The organism is Aeromonas sp. s10, from assembly GCF_040907975.1.
Classification (GTDB): domain Bacteria; phylum Pseudomonadota; class Gammaproteobacteria; order Enterobacterales; family Aeromonadaceae; genus Aeromonas; species Aeromonas caviae.
Genome location: NZ_JBFOCV010000029.1, coordinates 44,983 through 65,076, shown reverse-complemented (window position 1 = coordinate 65,076; position 20,094 = coordinate 44,983). Strand labels below are relative to the sequence as shown.

Sequence of the window (20,094 nt, the reverse complement as noted above, 5' to 3'; positions counted from 1 at the left end):
CGATGAAACCCATGCAATCCCTGCTGCCTCTGTTTGCCATCCTGCTGTGCGCCTGCGCCGATACCTCCTATCCCCGTTCCGAGTTGCAGATCGACGATGCCGATGCCTGGCAGGCCATCTGCAAGGACGGGGTCCGGGTGAGGGCGGTCACCGACGAGGGGATCTGTGCGGATCACCGCGGGGTGGCCATGTGGACAAATAAACCAAGAGCTGCACGGATGGCAGAAGAAGCGGCCAAGTAGTGTGACCTGTACGACATAAAATGACATGACCGGCCATGGGGCCGGTTTTTTTCGCGATCTTGCCAGCACTTTGGCACCTTGTTCATGGTGCACTCATTTTTCTCTTCCCATACTGGCCCTCAAGGTAGCAAACCAACAGGAGAGAGAGATGCAATCATCCATCGTCGGGCTCTCCATTCTGTGGGGGCTGGCCAGCTTTGGTGTTCAGGGGGATTTCATCGAGAGCCGTGATACCGCCTCCCCCTCTTGGCAGGCCGAGTCCAGAGTGGAGATGGAAGGGTACTTGATGGAGTCGTTGGGCGCCGATCGCTGGGTGTTCGACAACGGCAGCGAGAGCCTGGAAATATCTCTGCCCAAAGGGCAGTGGGTGTCGACCGGTGAGCGGCTGCGGCTGCGCGGCGAACCCCTGCAGGAGCAGAGCGGCTGGTTGCTGCAGGTGCAGGACGTCAGCCAGGTCGAGGCATGACGAGGCGTTCGCCACCTGGCGGCGCGAGGGCGCCCGGGTGCTGTGTTGACCGCGAATGCCCTTGATAGCAGAGACAAGAAGAGGAGGCCCGGGCCTCCTCTTGCTTTTGGTGCTCCCCGGATGCGGGGGGTCAGCCCAGGTGGTTGAGGGGCAGGGCGGTCTTGTGCTTGATGCGGCGCAGCACGAAGCTTGAACGCACCCCGGTCACGCCGGAGATGTGGGTCAGCTTGTCCAGCAGGAAGTGCTGGTAGTGCTCCATGTCCCGCACCACCACCTTGAGCTGGTAATCCGCATCGTTGCCGGTGATGAGGTCGCACTCCAGCACTTCGGGCAGATCCTTGACGGCGCGATCGAAGTTCTCGAACCGCTCCGGAGTGTGCCTGTCCATGGAGATGTGAATGTAGGCGGTGAGGGTCAGCCCCAGCTGGCGGGCATTGAGCAGGGTGACATGGGTATCGATGAGACCGGCATCCTCCAGCGCCTTGACCCGGCGCGAGCAGGGGGAGGGAGAGAGCCCGACCAGCTCGGCCAGCTCCAGGTTGCTGATGCGGCCATTCTCCTGCATCAGCTCCAGAATATGCCTGTCTATACGATCAAGTTTCAGCATTCTCCGTACCTCTTCGCAATTACTAATCCACTTTTCCTAGATTAAGGGTGAACTATTGCAAAAACAACTGAAAATACCTGCTACTTCACAACCACTCACCGCATCGCGGGGAGTACCATGGTTACATCTTCCGGTGGCAAGACAGGCGCCCGACCAGGCACCTGTGGTGAAGGACCTTACCGGGTCAAGAGCCCCATCAGCCGTTCGACCTTATCGGGAAACAACGGGCTGGAACGAGAGCACCCCCTCCCCGAAGGCAACAAAGCAGGCATCCCGGCGCCTGCTTTGTTGTTTTTGCGTTCCGCCCGCTCAGGGGCGGGGCGGCCGGATGCGATAGAGGCAGCGGCTGTCCCCCTCCAGCAGATACTGCTCCCGCTCCACCTCGGCCGGCGCCAGCAACCGGCGAAACAGCGCCAGCTCGCTGCGGCAAAAGCCCCGACAGGCTCTGGCCGCACTGCAGATGGGGCAGTGACTCTCCCACCACAGCCAGCTGCCGTCCTCCTCCTGCGACATGTCCGCCATATACCCCTCCTGGGTGCGCAGCGCCTTGAGCGTCATCAGCCTGTCTGCCAGCGCCGGCTGGGTCAGCCTGGATTCATAGCGTGCCTGCATCTGCTGCTCCCGCCGCGCGATGAGCTGCTCCATTCCCGCGTCGCCAAACACCTGCCGGATGTCGTCGATCAGCTGCAGGGTCAGATCGCCATGGGTGTCGGGGAAGCGTTGCCAGGCCTGGTCGGTGAGGTGCCACAGACGCACCGGGCGACCGCGGCCGCGGGCCTCGTCACTAAACCCCACCCAGCCCTCGGACTCCAGGGCCATCAGGTGCTGGCGTGCCCCCATGGACGTCATCTGCAACTGGTCGCCGAGTTCGGCGGCGCTCTGGGGGCCGCGGGTTTTCAGCAGATAGAGGATCTTGTCGGTACTGGCGTTCATGGGGGCTCCGGTGGTGGGTATCGGTGCGGTGACCGCCTGGATGAGGTCATTATGGGTAGCAGGGTGATTTAAATCAACAATCTGCTTTACTTAATGGGCGACCCCTCACAATATAAATAAACCGATGACTTTATTTAATGAGGCGAAGATGGAAGGGATCAAGGGACAGGCGACCCTCTGGGTATTGGTGATGACGGTGACGCTGGCGGTGGCGGGGTTCAGCCTGCCTTCCCCCGTCCTGGCGCCGCTGCTGCTGGATCCGGCCCAGGGCATGTTGACGCCACAGGCGTCGGACTGGAGCCGCAAGGTGTGGCTTGGCGTCATCATGGGGCTCTATCCACTGTTTCAACTGCTGGGGGCCCCCTTGCTTGGCCGCCTCTCCGATCGCCATGGGCGCAAGCCGGTGCTGACCCTCTGTCTGGTGGGGGTGCTGGCGGGGTATGTGCTGATGGCTCTCGGCATCGCCTGGCGTTCCCTGCCGCTCTTGCTGCTGAGCCGGGTGGTGGAGGGCTTCTTCAACGGCGACATCGCCATCGTGCAGGCGATGGCGGCGGACATGAGCACGGCCAGGACCAAGGCCCGCAACTTCGCCCGCATCAATATCGGCATGAACCTGGGCTGGGTGGTGGGTCCCATGATCGGAGGCTATGCGGCCGTGGTCTCGGGAGATTACAGCCTGGCGGCCTGGCTGGCGGTGGGGATGACGGTGATCAACCTGCTGCTGGTGCTCTGGCTGCTGCCCAATCGTCCCCCGGTGCCGGCGACCCGGGATGAGGTTCCTCTCTCGACCCGCCAACTGCTGCTGCAACCTCGTCTCCTGCCCTACTTTGCCCTGACCCTGGCAAGCTATGGGGCGGTGCAGCTCTACTTCACCTACTTCAATGTCTGGCTGGTGGAGCGGCTGGCATGGGATCCGGTGCAACTGGCCCAGGCCGCCGTGCTGGTGAGCGTGCCCATGATGCTGGGCTCCTGGATCGGTGAGCAGCTGGCACGGCACTGGCGCGGCAGCTCCCTTGGCATCGTCGGCCACCTGGTGATGGCGGCGGGCATGCTGATGTTCATCCTGCCGACCCAGTGGTGGGGGCTCGCGCTCACCTTCATCCCGGCCGGCATCGGCATGAGTCTGGGGGAGCTGGCCACCTCGGTGGCGGTCTCCAACCGCAGCCATGCCAGCCAGCAGGGGCAGGCGATGGGGCTCTACCGCGGTCTGGCTGTGGGCAGCGAGATCCTGGCGGTGGTGCTGGGCAGCCTGGTGCTGCTGGCGGGGACCGAGTGGCCCTTCTACCTGGCCGGCCTCTGCGGCGTGATCTGTGCCTTCGGTTTCTACGGATTGCGCAGACGGGCGGACAGGCGAAACATCGTGGCCGGGTGCGCCGAGGCGGGCTGACGAAGGGCGCGGGGATCACAGTTCGGCGACGGGATGGCGGGCCGGACTTGCATCGCGGCGCCGAGTCTGGGACGGTATGGCTCTCTGCTCCGCTGTTCCCGACCCCCCGGCGAGCGCGTCTCCCATCATGGGCCTTGCCATGCCCAGTCCGCATTCCCGGCAGTGAGATGTGTCGTCATGGCACTGGAAACGGGAGGGGATGGCGCCGCACCCGTCTCGACATTTTTGGAGGTGATATGAGTCGTTATCAGGCCATTGCATTGGACATGGACGGTACCCTGCTGAACCGGGATCACAAGGTCTCGTCCGCTACCCGGGCGGCCCTTGCCCAGGCCCGGGCCCACGGCATCAAGGTGCTGCTGGTGACGGGTCGCCACTTCATGACGGCCCGTCCCTTCCACCACGAGCTGGCCCTCGACACCCCCATCATCTGCAGCAACGGTGCCTACCTCTATGATCCGGTACAGGAGAGGATCCTCGCCGGGGATCCCCTGGCCGTGGCGCCCCTCACCGCCCTGCTGGAGGAGGTGCAAGCCCAGCAGATGGGGGCGCTGTTCCACCTGGGGGACGGCATCGGCTACCTGGGCTGCGAGGAGCACGTGGGCCGGATGCGGCGCTGGTCGGCAACCCAGCCGGATCACCTCAAGGTCTCCCTGCTGCCCGCCGAGGATATCGAGTCCTGGTTGCAGTCCCCCATCTGGAAGCTGGAGTTGTTCAACCAGGATCCCGGCCGGTTGCACCGCTTCGTCGGGGAGGTGGTGGAGAGACTGCCCTTCACCCGTGACTGGGCGGCCCCCTATGCGGTGGAGCTGGTGCAGCCAGGTTGCAGCAAGGGCAACCGGTTGGCCCAGTGGGCGGCGAGCGAGGGGATTGCCATGGAGAACCTGGTAGCCTTTGGCGACAACAACAACGACATCAGCATGTTCGAGCAGGTGGGGCTGGCGGTGGCCATGGGCAATGCGGCGCCCCAGATCCAGGCCCATGCAGACCGGGTCACCGCGGATCACAACGAGGATGGCATCGCCCTGGCGTTGCAGCGCTGGGTCCTGCCCGCCTGAGGGGAAAAACAGTCTACGGGATAAACAGAAAGGGGCCATGTCGGCCCCTTTTTGTCAGCTCCCGAAGGAGAACTGGATCACCCGATCCGGGAAGCGCAGCCGGTTGTAGTCCCGGTATACCCCTTCGTAGTGACGGATGGCGCGCTCGCGCTGGGCACGGTAGTAGTCGCGCTGGCGGCTGTCGCTCTCGCCCCGGATCTGCTGATCCAGCTGGTGGATGCTCCGCTCGGTGCGCTCCAGCTCCTGCTGCAATTCGCCGAGGCGCTGCTCCAGCAGGTACTCCTTGCGGCCGCGCTCGAACTGGGTGAGGAAGCTGGTGTCGTTGGGGCAGACCCCCAGGTATTCGCTCCCCTCCCGTCCCTTGCTGTAGGCAAGCTCGGGGATGCAATAGAGCTCCAGCCCCTTGGCGTAGCCGCGCTGCCACTCCGCCTCATCCACCTTGAGGCCGTACTCTCCGCAGGTCTTCTGATAGTCGCGGGTGGCGCTCCGGGTCTTGCCCTGCTCCCCGTCCTGATAGCCCTGGTTGTACCAGCTCATGGCACGGCACTCCTCCTCCGAGAGGGAACTGCACCCGGCGATCAGGAAGGGAAGGGTCAACAACAGGATCTTGGGGGACATGAGGGGGCTCCGACAGCAAAGGGGGTGGGGCATTCTAGAAGAGGAGGCCCGTCCGGGACAAGCATCCGGCGCCAGGCCGAGTTCATGATGTTTTTATCAGTATTTTCAAGCCGTTGTAGACGGGCTTCCGGCAGCCTTTTCTTGCCGGGGGAGGCAGGGTAAACTGCGCCTACTTTTAACTGGCATGTAACATAAAAACAATGAAAGTCCTGACCGTCGATTATCGCTCCCCCGATGCGGCCGAGCGCTTCACCGAATCCCTGCGCACCACCGGCTTCGGAGTGCTGACTCACCACCCCATCCCGAAGGAGCTGGTGCAGTCCATCTATGACAACTGGTATCGCTTCTTCATGAGCGAACAGAAGCAGGATTTCCTGTTCAATCGCGAGACCCAGGACGGCTATTTCCCGCCCTCGGTGTCCGAGGTGGCCAAGGGCCACAGCCAGAAGGACATCAAGGAGTACTTCCACATCTATCCCTGGGGCCAGATGCCGGCAGAGCTGAAAGAGCAGGCGATGGAGTACTACCGCCTGGCCAACGATCTGGCCGCCGAACTGCTGGGCTGGGTGGAGCAACACACCCCGGGCGACATCGCCGCCCACTACAGCTGCCCGCTCTCCTCCATGATCGAAGAGAGCCACAAGACCCTGCTGCGGGTGCTGCACTACCCGCCCTTCGACGGCACCGAGGAGCCGGGCGCCATCCGCGCCGCCGCCCATGAAGACATCAACCTGCTGACCATTCTGCCCGCCTCCAACGAGCCGGGCCTGCAGGTGAAATGTTCAGACGGGGAGTGGATGGATGTGCCCTGCGATTTCGGCACCCTCATCATCAACATCGGTGACATGCTGCAGGAGGCCTCCCGCGGTTACTACCCCTCCACCACCCACAGGGTCATCAACCCGACCGGGGGCAGTGCCGCCAAGTCCCGCATCTCCTTGCCGCTCTTCCTGCACCCCCGTCCGGATGTGGTGCTCTCGGAGCGTCACACCGCCCACAGCTATCTGATGGAGCGGTTGCGGGAGCTGGGGGTCATTTAATCCCGCCAGACCCAGGCAGACAACAAACCGGAGCATCCCCGCTCCGGTTTTTATTTTGTGGCACGATTGGTGGGTTATCCGAATTTTATTGGTTAATGATGCTAAAAACTGAGTTTTATATCGGATATACGCCGAGTGATTGCGCGCCTGCGGGCGTACTCTGAGCGCCATTTCGGGCCTCGCTGGCAGGCCTTTCGCGTGGAGTTCTTATGAAGCAGTCCCAATGGTCATCCCGGCTCGGTTACATCCTGGCCGCCGCAGGTTCCGCGGTCGGTCTCGGCGCCATCTGGAAGTTCCCCTATGTCACCGCCGCCAACGGTGGCGGCGCCTTCCTGCTGGTCTTTCTGCTGTTCAGCTTCACCCTGGGGGTGGCGGTGCTGATGGGGGAGACCCTGATCGGCAGCCTGACCCGGCGCGGGGTGGTGGGCGCCTTTGGCGAACTGATGGGCAGGCGCTGGCGCTGGGTCGGTGCCATGGGCTTGCTGTGCAGCCTGCTCATCTTCTGCTTCTACAGCGTGGTGGGCGGCTGGACCCTGGGGTACACGGGCATGGCCCTGGCGGGGGAGCTGCAACAGGGGGACGGCGCGGCACTGACCGCCCGTTTCAACGACTACGTCGGTGATCCGCTCTGGCCGGTGCTGACCCACCTGCTGTTTGCCGGCTTGACCTGGTGGTTCGTGCGGGGCGGCGTGCAACAAGGGGTGGAGCGCACCCTGCGCTGGATGATGCCGGCCCTCTTCATCATGATCCTGCTGCTGGTGGCCTTCGGCCTCACCCTGCCGGGCGCCATGGGCGGGGTGCGCCACTTCCTGATGCCCGATTTCAGCAAGCTCGGCATGTCGGGTGTGCTGGACGCCATGGGGCTGGCCTTTTTCTCCCTCTCCATCGGCCTTGGCATCCACACCACCTATGGCGCCTACCTGCCTTCCAGCGAAGGGGTCGGTCGCTCCAGCCTCTGGGTAGTGCTGCTGGCGAGCGTCATCGCCGTGCTGGCGGGCCTGATGATCTTCCCGGTACTGGCGGCGACCGGTATTGACCCGGCCTCGGGCCCGGGCCTCACCTTCATGACCATGCCGGCGGTGTTCCAGCAACTGCCCTTCGGCCAGGGGCTGGCGGTGGTGTTCTTCTCACTGCTGGTGGTGGCGGCGCTCTCCTCCTCCATCTCCCTGCTGGAGCATTTGCAGTGTTTCCTGTGCGAGAGCCTGGGCTGGTCCCGCCGCGCGGCGTGCAACCTGGTCATTGCCCTGGTGATGGCGGGTGGCATCCCGGTGAGCCTGTCGTTCGGTCCCTGGGCCACCCTGACCCTGTTTGGCAAGAACATCTTCGAGTTGCTGGACTTCATCACCTCCAACCTGATGATGCCCCTGTTCGGGCTGGCCCTGACGCTGCTGCTGGGCTGGCGGCTCGGCCGCCAGGCGCTGCCCGAAGGGCTGGCTCCCCACTGGCGTGCCCTGCTGATGGGCTGCTGGCGCTGGCTGGCTCCCCTGCTCATTGGCGGCATTCTGGTGCGCGGCCTGGTGTAGGGAGGGTTGGTCATCTCCGCCACTCCCCAGCCGGGGAGTGGCGTGGCAGGATTGACTCTTTATAAAAATCTGTAAATTAAAAATAAATAGAGCAACAGTCTGTTGTTTTGACATTTTATTTTGATTGAATCTGTTTTTGGTTCTGTTTTAGACTATTTCCTGTCAACTTCTCTTGCCATGGTTTAGGCTGTGGCTCCTTTTTACCGTGCAGGCGTCGCCCTCCCATGTCACCCCTTATCGCTCTCTGTGGCCGATTTAGCCCCTTCCTGGAGAGGTGACCTTGCAGGTGTCGTTTGTCTGACTGTTCATTGCAAAGGTCGCCCTCAGGCGGCCTTTTTTGTTGCGGCGCACACCGCGTCTAGCCATGGAGTATCGAACTGATGTTGTCTTGCCCGGAGGTTGTATGAGCCAGGTTCAGTGGTCTTCCCGTATTGGTCATGTGCTGGCGGCCGCCGGCTCGGCGATCGGCCTTGGCGCCATCTGGAAGTTTCCCTATGTGACAGCCACCAACGGGGGCGGTGCCTTCCTGCTGGTGTTCCTGCTCTTCAGCTTCACCCTGGGGGTCGCGGTGCTGGTGGGGGAGACCCTGCTCGGCAGCCGCAGCCAGCGCGGCGTGCTCGGCGCCTTCCACAAGCTGGTGGGGCCGAACTGGCGCTGGATGGGTTACATGGGGATCCTGTGTGGCTTCTTCATCTACAGCTTCTACAGCGTGGTGGGGGGCTGGACCGTGGGCTATGCAGCCCTGGCCGTGGGCGGCGAGCTCAACCTGAGTGAGGCGAGCACCCTCACCGCACTCTTTACCGGTTATGTGAGCGATCCCCTCTGGCCGGCCCTCACCCATCTCGTCTTCGCCGGGCTCACCTGGTGGTTCGTGCAGGGAGGGCTGCAACAAGGGGTGGAGCGGGCGCTGCGCTGGATGATGCCGGCCCTGTTCGTGATGATGCTGCTCCTGGTGGTGACCGGGCTCTCCATGCCGGGGGCCATGGCCGGGGTACGCCAGTTCCTGATGCCCGACTTTTCCCACCTGACGGGGCAGGGGGTGCTCGACGCCCTGGGGCTGGCGTTCTTCTCCCTCTCCATTGGCCTCGGGGTACACACCACCTATGGCGCCTACCTGCCGAGCAGTGACGGGGCGCTGCGCTCCGGGGTCTGGGTGGTCACCCTGGCGAGCTGCATCTCGGTGCTGGCGGGGCTGATGATCTTCCCGGTGCTGGCCTCCACCGGCATCGATCCTGCCGCCGGCCCCGGCCTCACCTTCATGACCATGCCGGCGGTGTTCAACCACCTGCCGTTCGGTCAGGGGCTGGCGGTGATCTTCTTCCTGCTGCTGCTGGTGGCGGCGCTCTCCTCCTCCATCTCCATGCTGGAGCACCTGGTGCGCTTCACCACCGAGGAGTGGGGCTGGTCGCGCCGCAATGCCTGCCGGGTGCTGACCCTGCTCATCATGGCCTGCGGCATTCCGGTCAGTCTGTCATTCGGGCCCTGGGCGGACTACACCCTGTTTGGCAAGACCCTGTTCGATCTGCTGGATTACCTCACCTCCAACCTGATGATGCCCCTGTTCGGTCTGGTGCTGACCCTGCTGCTTGGCTGGAAGCTGGGGGACAGTATTGTGCCTGCGGATCTCTCGCCGCTGATGCGTGGTGCGCTGCTCTGGTGCTGGCGGCTGGTCGCCCCCCTGCTGATCGCGGGGATCCTGGTGCGAGGCTTGTTGTAACGCACCATCCAGGGCGGCATGCACCGCCCTGGATGGCTATAGGCCCTGATGGGGACCGAGGGGCGGCAGTTTGGGGGCCAGGTGAGATCTCACCTGTTGCAGGGTCTCCCGATAGGCGTTCCCATGGTGTTCCAGGAAGGCGGCACTGTGGTTGAGACGCTGCTCCAGCCTGTCCACCAGGCGGGCCACCGCCGGGGCCGCCATGCCGGCGGGCCAGCACTGGGTCAGCAATACCAGCAGTTGCCAGGCATCCCCCGCCTGGGCCGGGAATCGCTCCTGCAGGGTCAGAGCACTCTGCACGGCGAGCTGGAGCTGACCCGTGGTCATGGCCCGTTGCCGCTCCTCGCGCAGCTGGGTCAGCTGCTGCTCCCGCTGCGCCAGTTGCCGCGCCAGATCGTCGACCACCTGCAAAATGAGCCCCTGCAACAGCGGGGTCTGTGCCACCGGCCCCTGATACTGGCCGAGCTGGGCCAGATAACGCTGGGCATGGTGGGGAAGCCCGCAGAACTGGCTGACGGCCACCCCGAGCAACTGGTTGAGGTGATTGTCCCGCGCCGCCTCCGGCGGGTGCTTGGCCAGCAGCATCAAGGCGTCATCGAATCGATAATCCAGACCCAGCATCAGGGCGCGCAGCAGCCCCTCCTCGTGGGCTCGCAGGGTCACTGCCTGCTGGCCGAGCTCCTCCAGCGCTTGCTGCAGCCCATGAACTCTGGCCTCTCCCGGTGGATGCCAGAGCACCGCCAGGGTCGCATCCAGCAGGCAGCGTTCGACGGAGTGGCGAAACGTCTGTTTGGGGAAGTAGCGCAGGATGAAATCGGTGGCCTGCGCCAGCACCTGACCTTCATCCCTTCGCAGCAAGGCCAGCAAAATGGCCACCTGGCGCCACTGCGGCTGCCAGGGGCAGCGTTGGAGCAAGCCTGACAAGGTTTCCCAGGCAGGATCCCACTGCGCCTCGTGCAGTTGGCAGGCGAGAACCAGCGCCTGATGGATGACGGGGGGCAGTCGCTCCCGGTTGCGGGCCAGATCCTTGTGGGCACTCTCCACCCGGTTCAGCCCGAGCAGGGCCTGGTTCAGCCCCTGGCGCGGCCACCAGGCATCGTGCTCCGTGGTGCAGATGGCGTAGTGCTGGGCGGCCTGCACCCGTTCCCCGGCTTGCAGCAGCATGTAGCCCTTTACCCTGTCCATCTGTGCTTCCAGCCCCTTGTGGCTGGCGTGCCGGTAAAGCAGATCCTCGCACTGGGCGCAGGCGCTGCGCCACTCCCTGAGCGCCATGGGGGTGGCCAGGGGGCGGGTCACCGTGGTCAGTGCCAGCAGCGCTTGCAGGCTGTGCGCCAGCTGCTCCGTGGTGAAGGGCACGGCCAGACGCAGGGCGAAATAGAGGTCGGAGGGGGGGAACTGGCCGGTGTCCTCGTCCTGCTCCAGCAGCAGGAGCACGCAGCCGGGCGCGAGCAGGCCCAGGTGGTGTGCTTCATGCAGCAGCCTGACTCCCTCGTGGGCCTGGTGGTGATACTGGCGGCAAAGAATGGCATCGAAGGCGTGCTGGCGCAGCAGGGCGGGCAGGCTTGCAATCTCTTTGCAGTGGAACAGCTCGGTGGGGGGCAGCCCCAGATCACTCAGTCCCTGGGTGAGGGTCGAGCCCATCATGGCATCGTCTTCGATGAGGAGGATCTGCATCTTTGACGCTCCTTCGCCGGTCGGGGGTGGCGAGGTTGGATTCAAAGTTAGCCTCCACTCTCCCGCGAGAGCCAGAGGGGGTCAATACCCCACCTGGGTCAGGAATGGCTCAGTGCCAGCCTTGGGCAGGGCAAAGAAAGCATCACTGAAGGCCGGGCCCCCTGGCCGAGAAGGGGCAGTCCCGCTGGGGGACACGCAGCTCCCCGGCTCCCGACTCTCCCTGCCAGGCGAGCTCGAGCTGGCCCAAGCGCCCGAGGCGGCGCAGCTCGAACTCGTAGCGCAGGCAGGGGTTGTCGGTGGGCAGCTGTGTCATCCCGGCGGGCAGCCGGTAGTCGTAGCGCAGCAGGGGGCCATCTTGCAGCCGGCTCTGCACGGGCACCAGTCCCTCCGCCGTCGGTGCGGGGGCCTTGAGATAGCGGCGCAGCGCCACCGGGGCGTCGATGGCTTTTTGATAGTGAAGGCCGTTCATGGCTGCCAACTCCTCCTCCAGCCGCGTCAGCTCCCCCTCCAGCCCGCTCAGGGCGGCGCCAAGCTGTTGATGGGCCGGGGAGGCGCAGCCTCCCAGCAGCAGGGTCGCGATCAGCAGGGCGGGACGGACGGCAGACATGAAGGTTCCTCGGGTGCCAGGGTCAATGACTATAGCAGGGGATTGGTGGGCGGCGTGCCCCTCAGCAGCCCGGCGAGGCGCTCCAGCCCTTCGGCGACGCGGGCGTCGGTGGCGGGCTGGCTCAGGCTGAGGCGTACTCCCTGCGGGGCGGCAAACTGGCCGGCGGCGAAGTGTTCTCCGCTGGCGACCCCCACGTCAAGGGCGTTGGCGGCCTCCGCAAACTCCTGGCTGCGCCAGGGCTCGGGCAGCGGCAGCCAGGCGTGCATGGACCCCGGCTGCCAGCGCGCTCCCGGCAACAGGTGGTGCAGGAGCTCACCCCGGCGCGCCAGGATTTTTCGCTGGTGTTCGATGAGCGGCATGATCTGGCGCTGGCTCACCAGCTTGCAGGCCAGCTCGATGAGCAGCGGACTCACCATCCAGCTCGACAGCCGCATCGCCTGGGCGAAGCCGTTGCGAAGGGCGGGAGGGGACAACACGAAGCCGACCCGCAGGCCGCCGCAGGCGATCTTGGCCAGGCTGCCGAGGTAGATGACCCGCTCCGGTGCCAGGTTGACCAGGGGAGGGAGCGCACTTTCGGGCAGCAGGCCGTTGACGTCATCCTCGACGATCAGCAGATCGTGGCGACGGGCGATGGCGACGATGGCGTCGCGTCGCGCCAGGCTCATGGTGGCCGTGGTGGGGTTTTGCAGGGTGGGGGTGAGGTAGAGCAGCTTGGCCCGGCGGGTACGGCACGCGGCATCCAGCGCCTCTGGCAGCAGTCCCTCCTCATCCATCGCCAGTCCCACCACCTGATTCTTGAGCTGGCGTGCATTGCCCAGCATGCCGGGGTAGCTCAGTCCCTCGCAAAACAGGGTCTCTCCCACGCAGCCGGTGGCCAGCAGGGCCAGCATGATGCCGTGCTGGGCACCATGGCTGAACAGCAGGCGATCTTCGCTCGCCGTGATGCCCTGCTCGGCGAGCCAGTCGACGAACAGCTGGCGCTGTGCGGGGCGTCCGGCCTCCTTGTCATAACCGAGCAGGCCGTTGAGATCCCCCTGCGCCAGCTCGGTGAGCAGGGGCCTGATGATGGCGCCCCTGTCCAGCTGGACCGGGAGGTTCTGCCACAACTCGATGCGCTGGCTGTCTTCATTGCGGATCACCCATTCGTTGGCGGGATCCGCCGCTCCCCTGACCCAGGTGCCGTGCCCGACCCGGGCCGCCAGCAGGCCCCGTCGCTCCGCCTCGGTGTAGGCGCGGGTGACGGTGCCCACGGTGACCCCCAGCTTGTCTGCCAGGGCCCTGTGGGTCGGCAGCCGGGTCTCGGGTGAGAGGATGCCGGTGGAGATGGCCTGCTCGATGGCCTTGACCAGTTTGAGGTAGAGGGGCCCCTCGAAAGGGGTGAGGTCGGGCGTCCAGATTGTCATGGTGACAATAAATCCATTGATCCAAGATTGTCCGCAATATAGCGTGATTATCAGTCTTTACACAACCAACAAGCACACATTGTATCGGTACAATGTGGCGAGAAAGGAGTCTCCCCATGACCATCGAATGGTATGCCACCCTGTTTGGCTTCGCCCTGCTCACCTGCGGCACGCCAGGGCCGAACAACCTGATGTTGACGGCGTCCGGTGCCAACTTCGGCGTGCGTCGCACCCTGCCCCATCTCATCGGGGTGGCGGTAGGCCAGCCTGTGTTGCAACTGGTGCTGGCGCTCGGCTTTTATCCGCTGTTCGAGCGCTGGCCCCTGCTCAAGCTGAGCCTGCAGGTGCTGGGCAGCCTTTACCTGCTGTGGCTGGCGTGGCGCATCGCGGTGGCAGGCGCCCCCGGAGATCCCGCCAGCCGTGCCCGCCCCTTGACCCTGCTTGAAGGGCTGGGCTTCCAGTTCCTCAATCCCAAGGCGTGGATGATGGGGATCTCGGCCATCAGTCTGTTCAGCCTGCCGGGGAGCGACTACTGGCCGAGTATGTGGGGCATCATGAGTGTCTTCCCCATGGCGGGGTTCCCGGTCTGCTTCGCCTGGGTGATGTTTGGCCATCAGCTCAGCCGCTGGATCAACTCGGACAAGGGGTGGCGTCGTCTCAACGGCAGCCTGGGTGCCTTGACCGCCCTGTGCGTGGTGATGCTCTGGTATTAACAGCGTCTTGATTATTCATGCAAAGAAAATGCATTGCTGACCTTGTCGTCAGGGCGTCGGCTCTGCATATTAGGAGGCTTGCCGTATCTGAACGAGGTTGAGATGGATCTGAACTGGTTGCTCCCCCTGGCGGGCTTTGCCCTTATCACCTGTGGCACGCCGGGCCCCAACAACATGCTGCTCACCAGTGCCGGGGCCGCCCAGGGGTTTCGCCGCTCCGTGCCTCTGCTGGTGGGGGTGGTGGGGGGCATCAACCTGATGATCCTGGCCACGGCCCTGGGGCTCGGGGTGGTGTTCGAGCGTCTGCCCCTGCTGCACGACGGCCTCAAGCTGGTGGGGTCGGCCTACCTGCTCTGGCTGGCCTGGAAGGTGGCCAACGCCAGTGGCCCGGCGGAGGGGAACCGGCCGCTCATCCCGGCCCATCAGGGGGCCATGCTGCAACTGCTCAATCCCAAAGCCTGGATGATGGCGCTCTCCGCCATCAGCGGCTTCACCCTGGCGGGGGAGGCTTACTGGCCGTCCGCAGGCTGGGTGCTCGGCATTTTCTTCGTGACCGGCCTCTATACCGGTGCCTTCTGGGTGCTGTTCGGTGCCCAGGTGCGCCGCCTCATCCGCACCGCCACCGGCTGGCGTCGTTTCAATCTGGGCATGGGGCTCGCCACGGCGGCCTGCGTGCTGATGATCTGGGTTTAGGCCTCGGCCTGAGCCTTTACCGGCTGTCTTGTTGGCCCTTCGGGGCCTTTTTTATTGCCGGGGCGGTGCGATCAAACGCGCCCCCTGAGGGATTGCAGCATTGGTTTGCACCATCGGGTTACATAAGGAGATCCCATGAAATGTATCGGTCTGCTGGGTGGCATGAGCTGGGAGTCCACCGTCAGCTATTACCAGGCCCTCAACCGGGGGGTACGCGAGCGGCTCGGCGGTCTGCACTCGGCGCGGGTGCTGCTGAGCAGCGTGGATTTTGCCGGGATAGAGCGGTTGCAGCACGCCGGTGACTGGCCCGCCACCGCCCGTCTGCTGGCGGCCGAGGCCAGGGCCATCCAGGCCGGTGGTGCCGATTTTCTGCTGATCGGGACCAACACCATGCACAAGGTGGCGCCGGAGATCGAGGCCGCCATCGACATTCCCCTGCTCCACATCGCCGATGCCACGGCCCATCGCCTCCAGGCCGACGGGGTGACCCGGGTAGGCTTGCTCGGCACCCGCTTCACCATGGAGCAGGATTTCTACAAGGGGCGGCTCCAGGAGCGCTTCGGGCTGGAGGTGCTGGTGCCTGATGACGCTGCACGGGAGCGGGTGCACCGCATCATCTATGACGAGCTCTGCCTCGGCGATATTCGCGAGTCGTCTCAGGCCGAGTATCTGGCCATCATCGCCGATCTGGCACAGGCCGGTGCCCAGGCGGTGATCCTGGGTTGCACCGAGATCGCCCTGCTGGTGGGGGCGTGCCAGGCCGCCGTGCCTCTCTATGACACCACCGCCATCCACGCCGAAGCCGCGGTCACGCTGGCCCTTGCCTGATGTGGTGCGGGCGGGGTGAGGGGGCGCCTCTCTCGGCGCCCCGCCTGTTTTTTCCTCCTTTCATAACTGTGAGTCAGCCTTCATTTCAGCAGGGCTGAAGCCGTTTTTATTGTCAATCGGCTCACATTTCCTCCTTTTGTCTCTTGAGTACGGGGCGTCAGGCGCCTAGTTTTCGATCACTGAAACGATTCAGCTTTCACAAAAACAAGAGACACGAGGATAAATCCATGTTGAAGAAACTCTCCATTGCCGTGCTGCTCGCCCTGGGCGCCACCGCGGGTCACGCCGCCGAATTTCTGCTGACCGACTCCCAGCAAGGGCTGGATGTGGGTGACTGGAAGATCACCAGCGAGAAGCTCGGCATCAAGAGTCCGGTTCCCTTCACCATCGAGAAGAAACGCCTGCACGGCGGCCGCCAGGAAGGGGTGGATCTGCTCATCGTCGACAACGGCGTCATGAAGATCACCCTGGTGCCGACCCGCGGCATGGGGATCAAGGAGGTCAAGGCGGCGGATCTGCGCCTAGGCTGGGATTCACCGGTCAAGGAGGTGGTCAACCCCGCCTTCATCGATCTCGAGAGCCGTGGCGGCCTCGGCTGGCTCGACGGCTTCAACGAGATGTTGGTGCGCTGCGGCTACGAGTGGACGGGTCATCCCGGGGTGGATGACGACGGCCGCCTCAAGAGCCTGCATGGCCGGGTGCAGAACATTCCCGCCTCCGTGGTCAGCGTGACCGTGGACGAAGAGCCGCCCTATGCCATCCACGTGCTGGGCCGGGTGGACGAGCGCACCTTCAAGATGAGCGAACTGGTCACCTGGACCCAGCTGAGCGTGGTGCCCGGTCAGGCGGAGTTTGCCCTGCAGGACAAGCTGACCAACCACGCGGATTACGAGAACGAGTACCAGATCATCTATCACGGCAACTTCGGGGCCCCCATTCTGGAGGAGGGAGCCAGGGTGAGCACGCCGGTGAAGCAGATCTCCCCGTTCAATGACTACGCCAAGGCCGGACTCAAGGGCTGGCAAACCTATCTGGGGCCCACCAAGGGCTTCGACGAGATGGTGTTCAACCTGGTGCCCTACAGCGACGCCGACGGCAATACCCTGGCAGTGCTGAACAACCGGGCCGGCAACGCCGGAGTGGCGGTGGGCTACAACACCCGACAGCTGCCGGTGCTGACCCTGTGGAAGAACACCGACACCCGGGCCCAGGGCTATGTGACCGGCATCGAACCCGGTACCAGCTATGCCTACAGCACCAAGTACCAGCGCCCGCTCGGGCTGGTCCCCAAGATCCAGCCGGGGGAGACCAAGACCTTCGATCTGACCTATCGCCTGCTGCAAAATGCCGACGAGGTGAAGCAGGCCCTGGCCCAGGTGGAGAAGATCCAGGGCGGTCGGGCCACCGAGCTGCGCGCGCAACCCCTGGTCAAGCTGCCATAAGGGAGAGACGCCCAGCAAAAAGCCGCTCCATGAGCGGCTTTTTCATATCAGGTCCGTCGATCAGACGTGGCTGTACATGGCTTCTATCTCGCGCTGGTACTTGGCCTCGATGATCTTGCGGCGCAGCTTCATGGTGGGGGTGATCTCCCCGAGCTCCATGGAGAAGGCGCTCGGCAGCAGGGTGAACTTCTTCACCTGCTCGAACTTGGCCAGCTCTTTTTGCAGATCGGCGATGCGGGCTTCGAAGAACTCCATTACCCGGGAGTGGCGCAGCAGCTCGGTCTTGCACTGGTACTGCAGGTTGATGGAGCGGGCGTACTCCTCCAGGGACTCGAAGCAGGGCACGATGAGCGCCGACACGAAGTGGCGGGCATCGGCGACGATGGCAATCTGCTCGATGAAGCGATCCTTGCCGAGGGTCCCCTCCACCAGTTGCGGCGCCACGTACTTGCCGTTGGAGGTCTTCATCAGCTCCTTCAAGCGCTCGGTGAAGTAGATGTTGCCCTCGTCATCCAGCTCGCCTGCATCGCCGGTGCGCAGGAAGCCATCCTCGGTCATCACCTCGGCGGTGGCCTCCGGCTTGTTGTAGTAGCCACGCATCACGGTGGGGGCGCGCACCAGCAGTTCGTTGTTCTCGCCGAGTTTCACCTCGATGCCGTTTAGCGCCGTGCCGATGGAGCCCAGCCTGAACTGGGTGTCTTCATAGCAGCAGACGGTGGCGGTGGTCTCGGTCATGCCGTAGCCGTACTTGAGGTTGAGCCCCATGGCCTGGAAGAAGAGATTCACCTCGTCCGCGAGACGGGCGCCTGCCACCGGCAGGAAGCGGGTGCGACCGCCGAAACGGGCGCGCAGCTTGCGAAACACCAGGCGCTCGGCAAGCCAGAGCTGGCCATAGAGCAGGGGAGAGGCGGACTTGCCCGCCTGACGGGTGGCGACCATCTGCTTGCCCACCCGGGTGGCCCAGCCGAACAGGGCGCGGCGCAGGCGAGGAGCCTGGGCGACCTTGGCCTGGATCATGGCGTAGGCCTTCTCGTAGAGGCGGGGCACGGCGCACATCACGGTGGGCTTCACCTCGCCGATGACATCCATCACCTTCTGCGGGTCGCGAATGTAGACGTTCTCGGCGCCGCAATAGAGCACGTAGTAGCTCCAGGCACGCTCGAACACATGACTCAGCGGCAGCATGCAGAGGGAGACATCCTGCTCGCTGAGGTCGAGGCGAGCGTCATGCATCTCGAAGCAGGCGGCCATGTTGGCGAAATCGAGCATGACCCCCTTGGGTTCGCCCGTGGTGCCCGAGGTGTAGATGAGGGTCAGCAGGTCGTCCATGCGGTAGTGGCGCTCGCGCTCGCGCAGCACCTGCTCGCTGGGTTGGTGGTTGCCGGAGACGAGGAAGGTCTGGAAGTGGCTGGCCGAGGCGCAGCCGCGCAGATCGACGGTGCCGTCCAGGGCGACGATGTGGCTTATCTCGCCGCTGTCGATGAGGTGCAGCGCCTGATCGAACTGGGGCTGCTCCCCCACGAACAGCATCCTGATGCCGGCATCCTTGACGATGTAGCGCAGCTGATCGAGGGTGCTGGTGGGGTAGATGGGCACGCTGACGCCGCGGGCGGCCAGGATGCCGAGGTCGGCCTGGGTCCACTCGGGCATGTTGCGGGCATAGATGCCGACCATCTCGCCGGACTGGTGGCCCGCCCGGATCAGTCCCTGGGCGCAATAATCCATGGCCTGACCCAGGGTTCGCCAGCCGATGGCGCGCCACTGGCCATCCTGCTGGACGCGCAGGGCGGCCTTGTTGCCAAGGCGGGCAATACGCTCACGCATCACTCTAACCAGATGAAACTGCGACATCTCACGCATCCTCAAGTAACAGTTGTGCGCCCGCAGGGGCACCAAAATCGGGGCTGGAGTTTAAACTCTAACATTACAGCTTACAAGTGTGCGCCATTTGTCCTGGATCACAAAGTCGTCAACCAGATGAGAGTGAGGCATGATAGGGGGCAGGGATCGGATTCATTCAGGGAGTTGCACCATGAATATCGGGATCAAGAGCCTGTTCACCGGCGTGTTGCTGCTGTTGGCGGGGGCAGGCGCCCTCTGGTATCTGCTGGGGGGCGCGGGGGAGCAGGATAATCCCTGGCTGAGTGGCGCCGAGGGCTATGAGCAGGCGCAGCGGCTGGCGCTGAGGGAAGGATACCCCTTGCTCTACGTGATCGAGCGCGCCAAGTGCCGACGCTGCAAGGCGCTGAATACCAGGCTGTGGCGTGCCCCCGAGATGCAATCCGCCCTGGCGGGGCTGGTGAAGGTGCGACTCAACCCGGATGCGGGGGATGGCAGCGAGCACATTCTGCGCCGCTTCCCCCAGGTTGAGACGGCCCCTGGCATCTATGTCCAGCGACCGGGTGAGCCGCTTCGCCCCATCAAGATCGCGGTGGATATCGAACAGATCTGGATGCCCGGCGTCACCTATGGTCGCGGCTTCTTCATGCCCCTCTCGGGAGCCGCCTTCGAGGCCGTGCTGAGGGTGACCCTGAGCCTGGAAGACCCCTCCATCGACAACGCGCCCCTGCCCTGAGGGGGGAAGCGAAGCGGGGGAGTCTGGGAGGTCAGAGGGGGGCGTCCGCTGACGGCGGTCTGCTGCGGGTTGTCAGCCGAAGTCGAACAGACGGGACATCAGCACGGCATCCTCCCTCTCCTGCCCGGTGCCATAGTAGTCGGCGCGGCGGCAATATTCGGCAAACCCCTCGCTCTCGTAGAGGTTGATGGCGGTGCGGTTGCCGGCCCTGACCTCCAGGAACCAGGCCTCGGCCTTGCCGGCCTTGCTGCGGGCCAGGTACTCCCTGAGCAGCGCCCGCCCCAGCCCCTTGCCCTGAAAGTCGGGGTGTACGCAGATGTTCATCAGGGAGCTGTCTCCCGCCACCAGATCCGAGATGTAGAAACCGGCCGGTCGTCCGTCCACCAGCATCAGGCCGTTGAGATAGCGCGGCCCGAAGCAGGAGAGCAGGTTGGCCTGGCTCCAGGGCTCCTGGTGGGCGGCCTGCTCGATGGGGTAGATGGCTTCGAAGTCCGATTCGAGCAGGGGGCGAAAGTGGGGCAAGAGGTCAGACATGGTCACTCCGGACGGGATTCAGGCTTGCGATGGA

General features: G+C 64.3%; 20 protein-coding genes. 12 read left to right on the top strand and 8 right to left on the bottom strand.

All coding sequences use genetic code 11. The features are described from left to right. Positions 1-11: 11 nt before the first annotated feature. Complete coding sequence (locus tag AB5Y59_RS08125) at positions 12-242, top strand: hypothetical protein (protein ID WP_029313696.1); 231 nt, start codon at positions 12-14, stop codon at positions 240-242. A 148-nt stretch (positions 243-390) separates the two neighbouring features. Continuing rightward, a complete protein-coding gene (locus tag AB5Y59_RS08120; RefSeq protein WP_041211026.1) occupies positions 391-708 on the top strand; it encodes a hypothetical protein in 318 nt (105 codons plus the stop codon). A gap of 130 nt (positions 709-838) precedes the next feature. Here the strand turns inward: AB5Y59_RS08120 and AB5Y59_RS08115 are convergent, their stop codons facing one another. Beyond that, positions 839-1,315, bottom strand: coding sequence for an Lrp/AsnC family transcriptional regulator (locus AB5Y59_RS08115; protein WP_010672894.1), 477 nt, complete (start codon positions 1,313-1,315; stop codon positions 839-841). A 309-nt stretch (positions 1,316-1,624) separates the two neighbouring features. Next, a complete protein-coding gene (locus AB5Y59_RS08110) occupies positions 1,625-2,248 on the bottom strand; it encodes a metalloregulator ArsR/SmtB family transcription factor (RefSeq protein WP_010672895.1) in 624 nt (207 codons plus the stop codon). Positions 2,249-2,396: 148 nt separating this feature from the next. Here AB5Y59_RS08110 and AB5Y59_RS08105 point away from each other — a divergent pair, with 148 nt between their 5' ends. Beyond that, entirely contained in the window at positions 2,397-3,635 is a 1,239-nt protein-coding gene (locus tag AB5Y59_RS08105; protein WP_223916048.1) for an MFS transporter, read from the top strand. Positions 3,636-3,871: 236 nt separating this feature from the next. Beyond that, on the top strand, positions 3,872-4,693 hold the full coding sequence (locus AB5Y59_RS08100; RefSeq protein ID WP_268453237.1) for a Cof-type HAD-IIB family hydrolase: 822 nt from the start codon (positions 3,872-3,874) through the stop codon (positions 4,691-4,693). Between the two features lie 54 nt (positions 4,694-4,747). Here the strand turns inward: AB5Y59_RS08100 and AB5Y59_RS08095 are convergent, their stop codons facing one another. Further along, positions 4,748-5,311, bottom strand: a complete 564-nt coding sequence (locus AB5Y59_RS08095) for a DUF2799 domain-containing protein (RefSeq protein ID WP_043155692.1) — start codon at positions 5,309-5,311, stop codon at positions 4,748-4,750. Between the two features lie 200 nt (positions 5,312-5,511). On the opposite strand from AB5Y59_RS08095, the gene AB5Y59_RS08090 reads away from it, so the two are divergent. The 3 genes from AB5Y59_RS08090 (at position 5,512) to AB5Y59_RS08080 (ending at position 9,591) form a co-directional block, all read left to right on the top strand. Beyond that, positions 5,512-6,351 (top strand): isopenicillin N synthase family dioxygenase, encoded by an 840-nt coding sequence (locus tag AB5Y59_RS08090; protein ID WP_368211796.1) that lies wholly within the window; start codon positions 5,512-5,514, stop codon positions 6,349-6,351. A 209-nt stretch (positions 6,352-6,560) separates the two neighbouring features. Next, positions 6,561-7,874 carry a sodium-dependent transporter gene (locus tag AB5Y59_RS08085; protein WP_010672900.1) on the top strand — a complete coding sequence of 438 codons (1,314 nt, stop codon included), beginning with the start codon at positions 6,561-6,563 and terminating at the stop codon, positions 7,872-7,874. 403 nt (positions 7,875-8,277) lie between these two features. Next, positions 8,278-9,591 (top strand): sodium-dependent transporter, encoded by a 1,314-nt coding sequence (locus AB5Y59_RS08080; RefSeq protein ID WP_041211033.1) that lies wholly within the window; start codon positions 8,278-8,280, stop codon positions 9,589-9,591. 36 nt (positions 9,592-9,627) lie between these two features. Here AB5Y59_RS08080 and AB5Y59_RS08075 read toward each other — a convergent pair whose 3' ends face one another. The 3 genes from AB5Y59_RS08075 to AB5Y59_RS08065 all read right to left on the bottom strand — a co-directional run bounded on the left by AB5Y59_RS08075 (position 9,628) and on the right by AB5Y59_RS08065 (position 13,275). Then, entirely contained in the window at positions 9,628-11,265 is a 1,638-nt protein-coding gene (locus AB5Y59_RS08075) for a hypothetical protein (RefSeq protein ID WP_103244256.1), read from the bottom strand. A 142-nt stretch (positions 11,266-11,407) separates the two neighbouring features. Then, positions 11,408-11,872, bottom strand: coding sequence for a hypothetical protein (locus AB5Y59_RS08070; RefSeq protein ID WP_041211035.1), 465 nt, complete (start codon positions 11,870-11,872; stop codon positions 11,408-11,410). A gap of 29 nt (positions 11,873-11,901) precedes the next feature. After that, positions 11,902-13,275: a PLP-dependent aminotransferase family protein gene (locus AB5Y59_RS08065; RefSeq protein ID WP_139699999.1), complete on the bottom strand. Its 1,374-nt coding sequence runs from the start codon at positions 13,273-13,275 to the stop codon at positions 11,902-11,904. Between the two features lie 116 nt (positions 13,276-13,391). Here AB5Y59_RS08065 and AB5Y59_RS08060 point away from each other — a divergent pair, with 116 nt between their 5' ends. From AB5Y59_RS08060 to AB5Y59_RS08045, 4 genes are all read left to right on the top strand, one after another. Beyond that, complete coding sequence (locus AB5Y59_RS08060) at positions 13,392-13,988, top strand: LysE family translocator (RefSeq protein ID WP_039039402.1); 597 nt, start codon at positions 13,392-13,394, stop codon at positions 13,986-13,988. Between the two features lie 102 nt (positions 13,989-14,090). Continuing rightward, positions 14,091-14,681: a LysE family translocator gene (locus AB5Y59_RS08055; protein ID WP_010672906.1), complete on the top strand. Its 591-nt coding sequence runs from the start codon at positions 14,091-14,093 to the stop codon at positions 14,679-14,681. Between the two features lie 135 nt (positions 14,682-14,816). Next, positions 14,817-15,509: an aspartate/glutamate racemase family protein gene (locus tag AB5Y59_RS08050; protein WP_041214542.1), complete on the top strand. Its 693-nt coding sequence runs from the start codon at positions 14,817-14,819 to the stop codon at positions 15,507-15,509. Positions 15,510-15,736: 227 nt separating this feature from the next. Then, entirely contained in the window at positions 15,737-16,951 is a 1,215-nt protein-coding gene (locus AB5Y59_RS08045; RefSeq protein ID WP_049635926.1) for an aldose 1-epimerase family protein, read from the top strand. A 60-nt stretch (positions 16,952-17,011) separates the two neighbouring features. On the opposite strand, the gene AB5Y59_RS08040 is transcribed toward AB5Y59_RS08045, so the two are convergent. Further along, complete coding sequence (locus AB5Y59_RS08040; RefSeq protein ID WP_279990043.1) at positions 17,012-18,802, bottom strand: long-chain fatty acid--CoA ligase; 1,791 nt, start codon at positions 18,800-18,802, stop codon at positions 17,012-17,014. A 181-nt stretch (positions 18,803-18,983) separates the two neighbouring features. Between AB5Y59_RS08040 and AB5Y59_RS08035 the strand changes: the two genes are divergently transcribed. Next, positions 18,984-19,526, top strand: coding sequence for a hypothetical protein (locus tag AB5Y59_RS08035; RefSeq protein ID WP_368211794.1), 543 nt, complete (start codon positions 18,984-18,986; stop codon positions 19,524-19,526). Between the two features lie 72 nt (positions 19,527-19,598). Here AB5Y59_RS08035 and rimI read toward each other — a convergent pair whose 3' ends face one another. Further along, a complete protein-coding gene (gene rimI / locus AB5Y59_RS08030; RefSeq protein WP_029313700.1) occupies positions 19,599-20,048 on the bottom strand; it encodes a ribosomal protein S18-alanine N-acetyltransferase in 450 nt (149 codons plus the stop codon). Positions 20,049-20,094 lie beyond the last annotated feature (46 nt).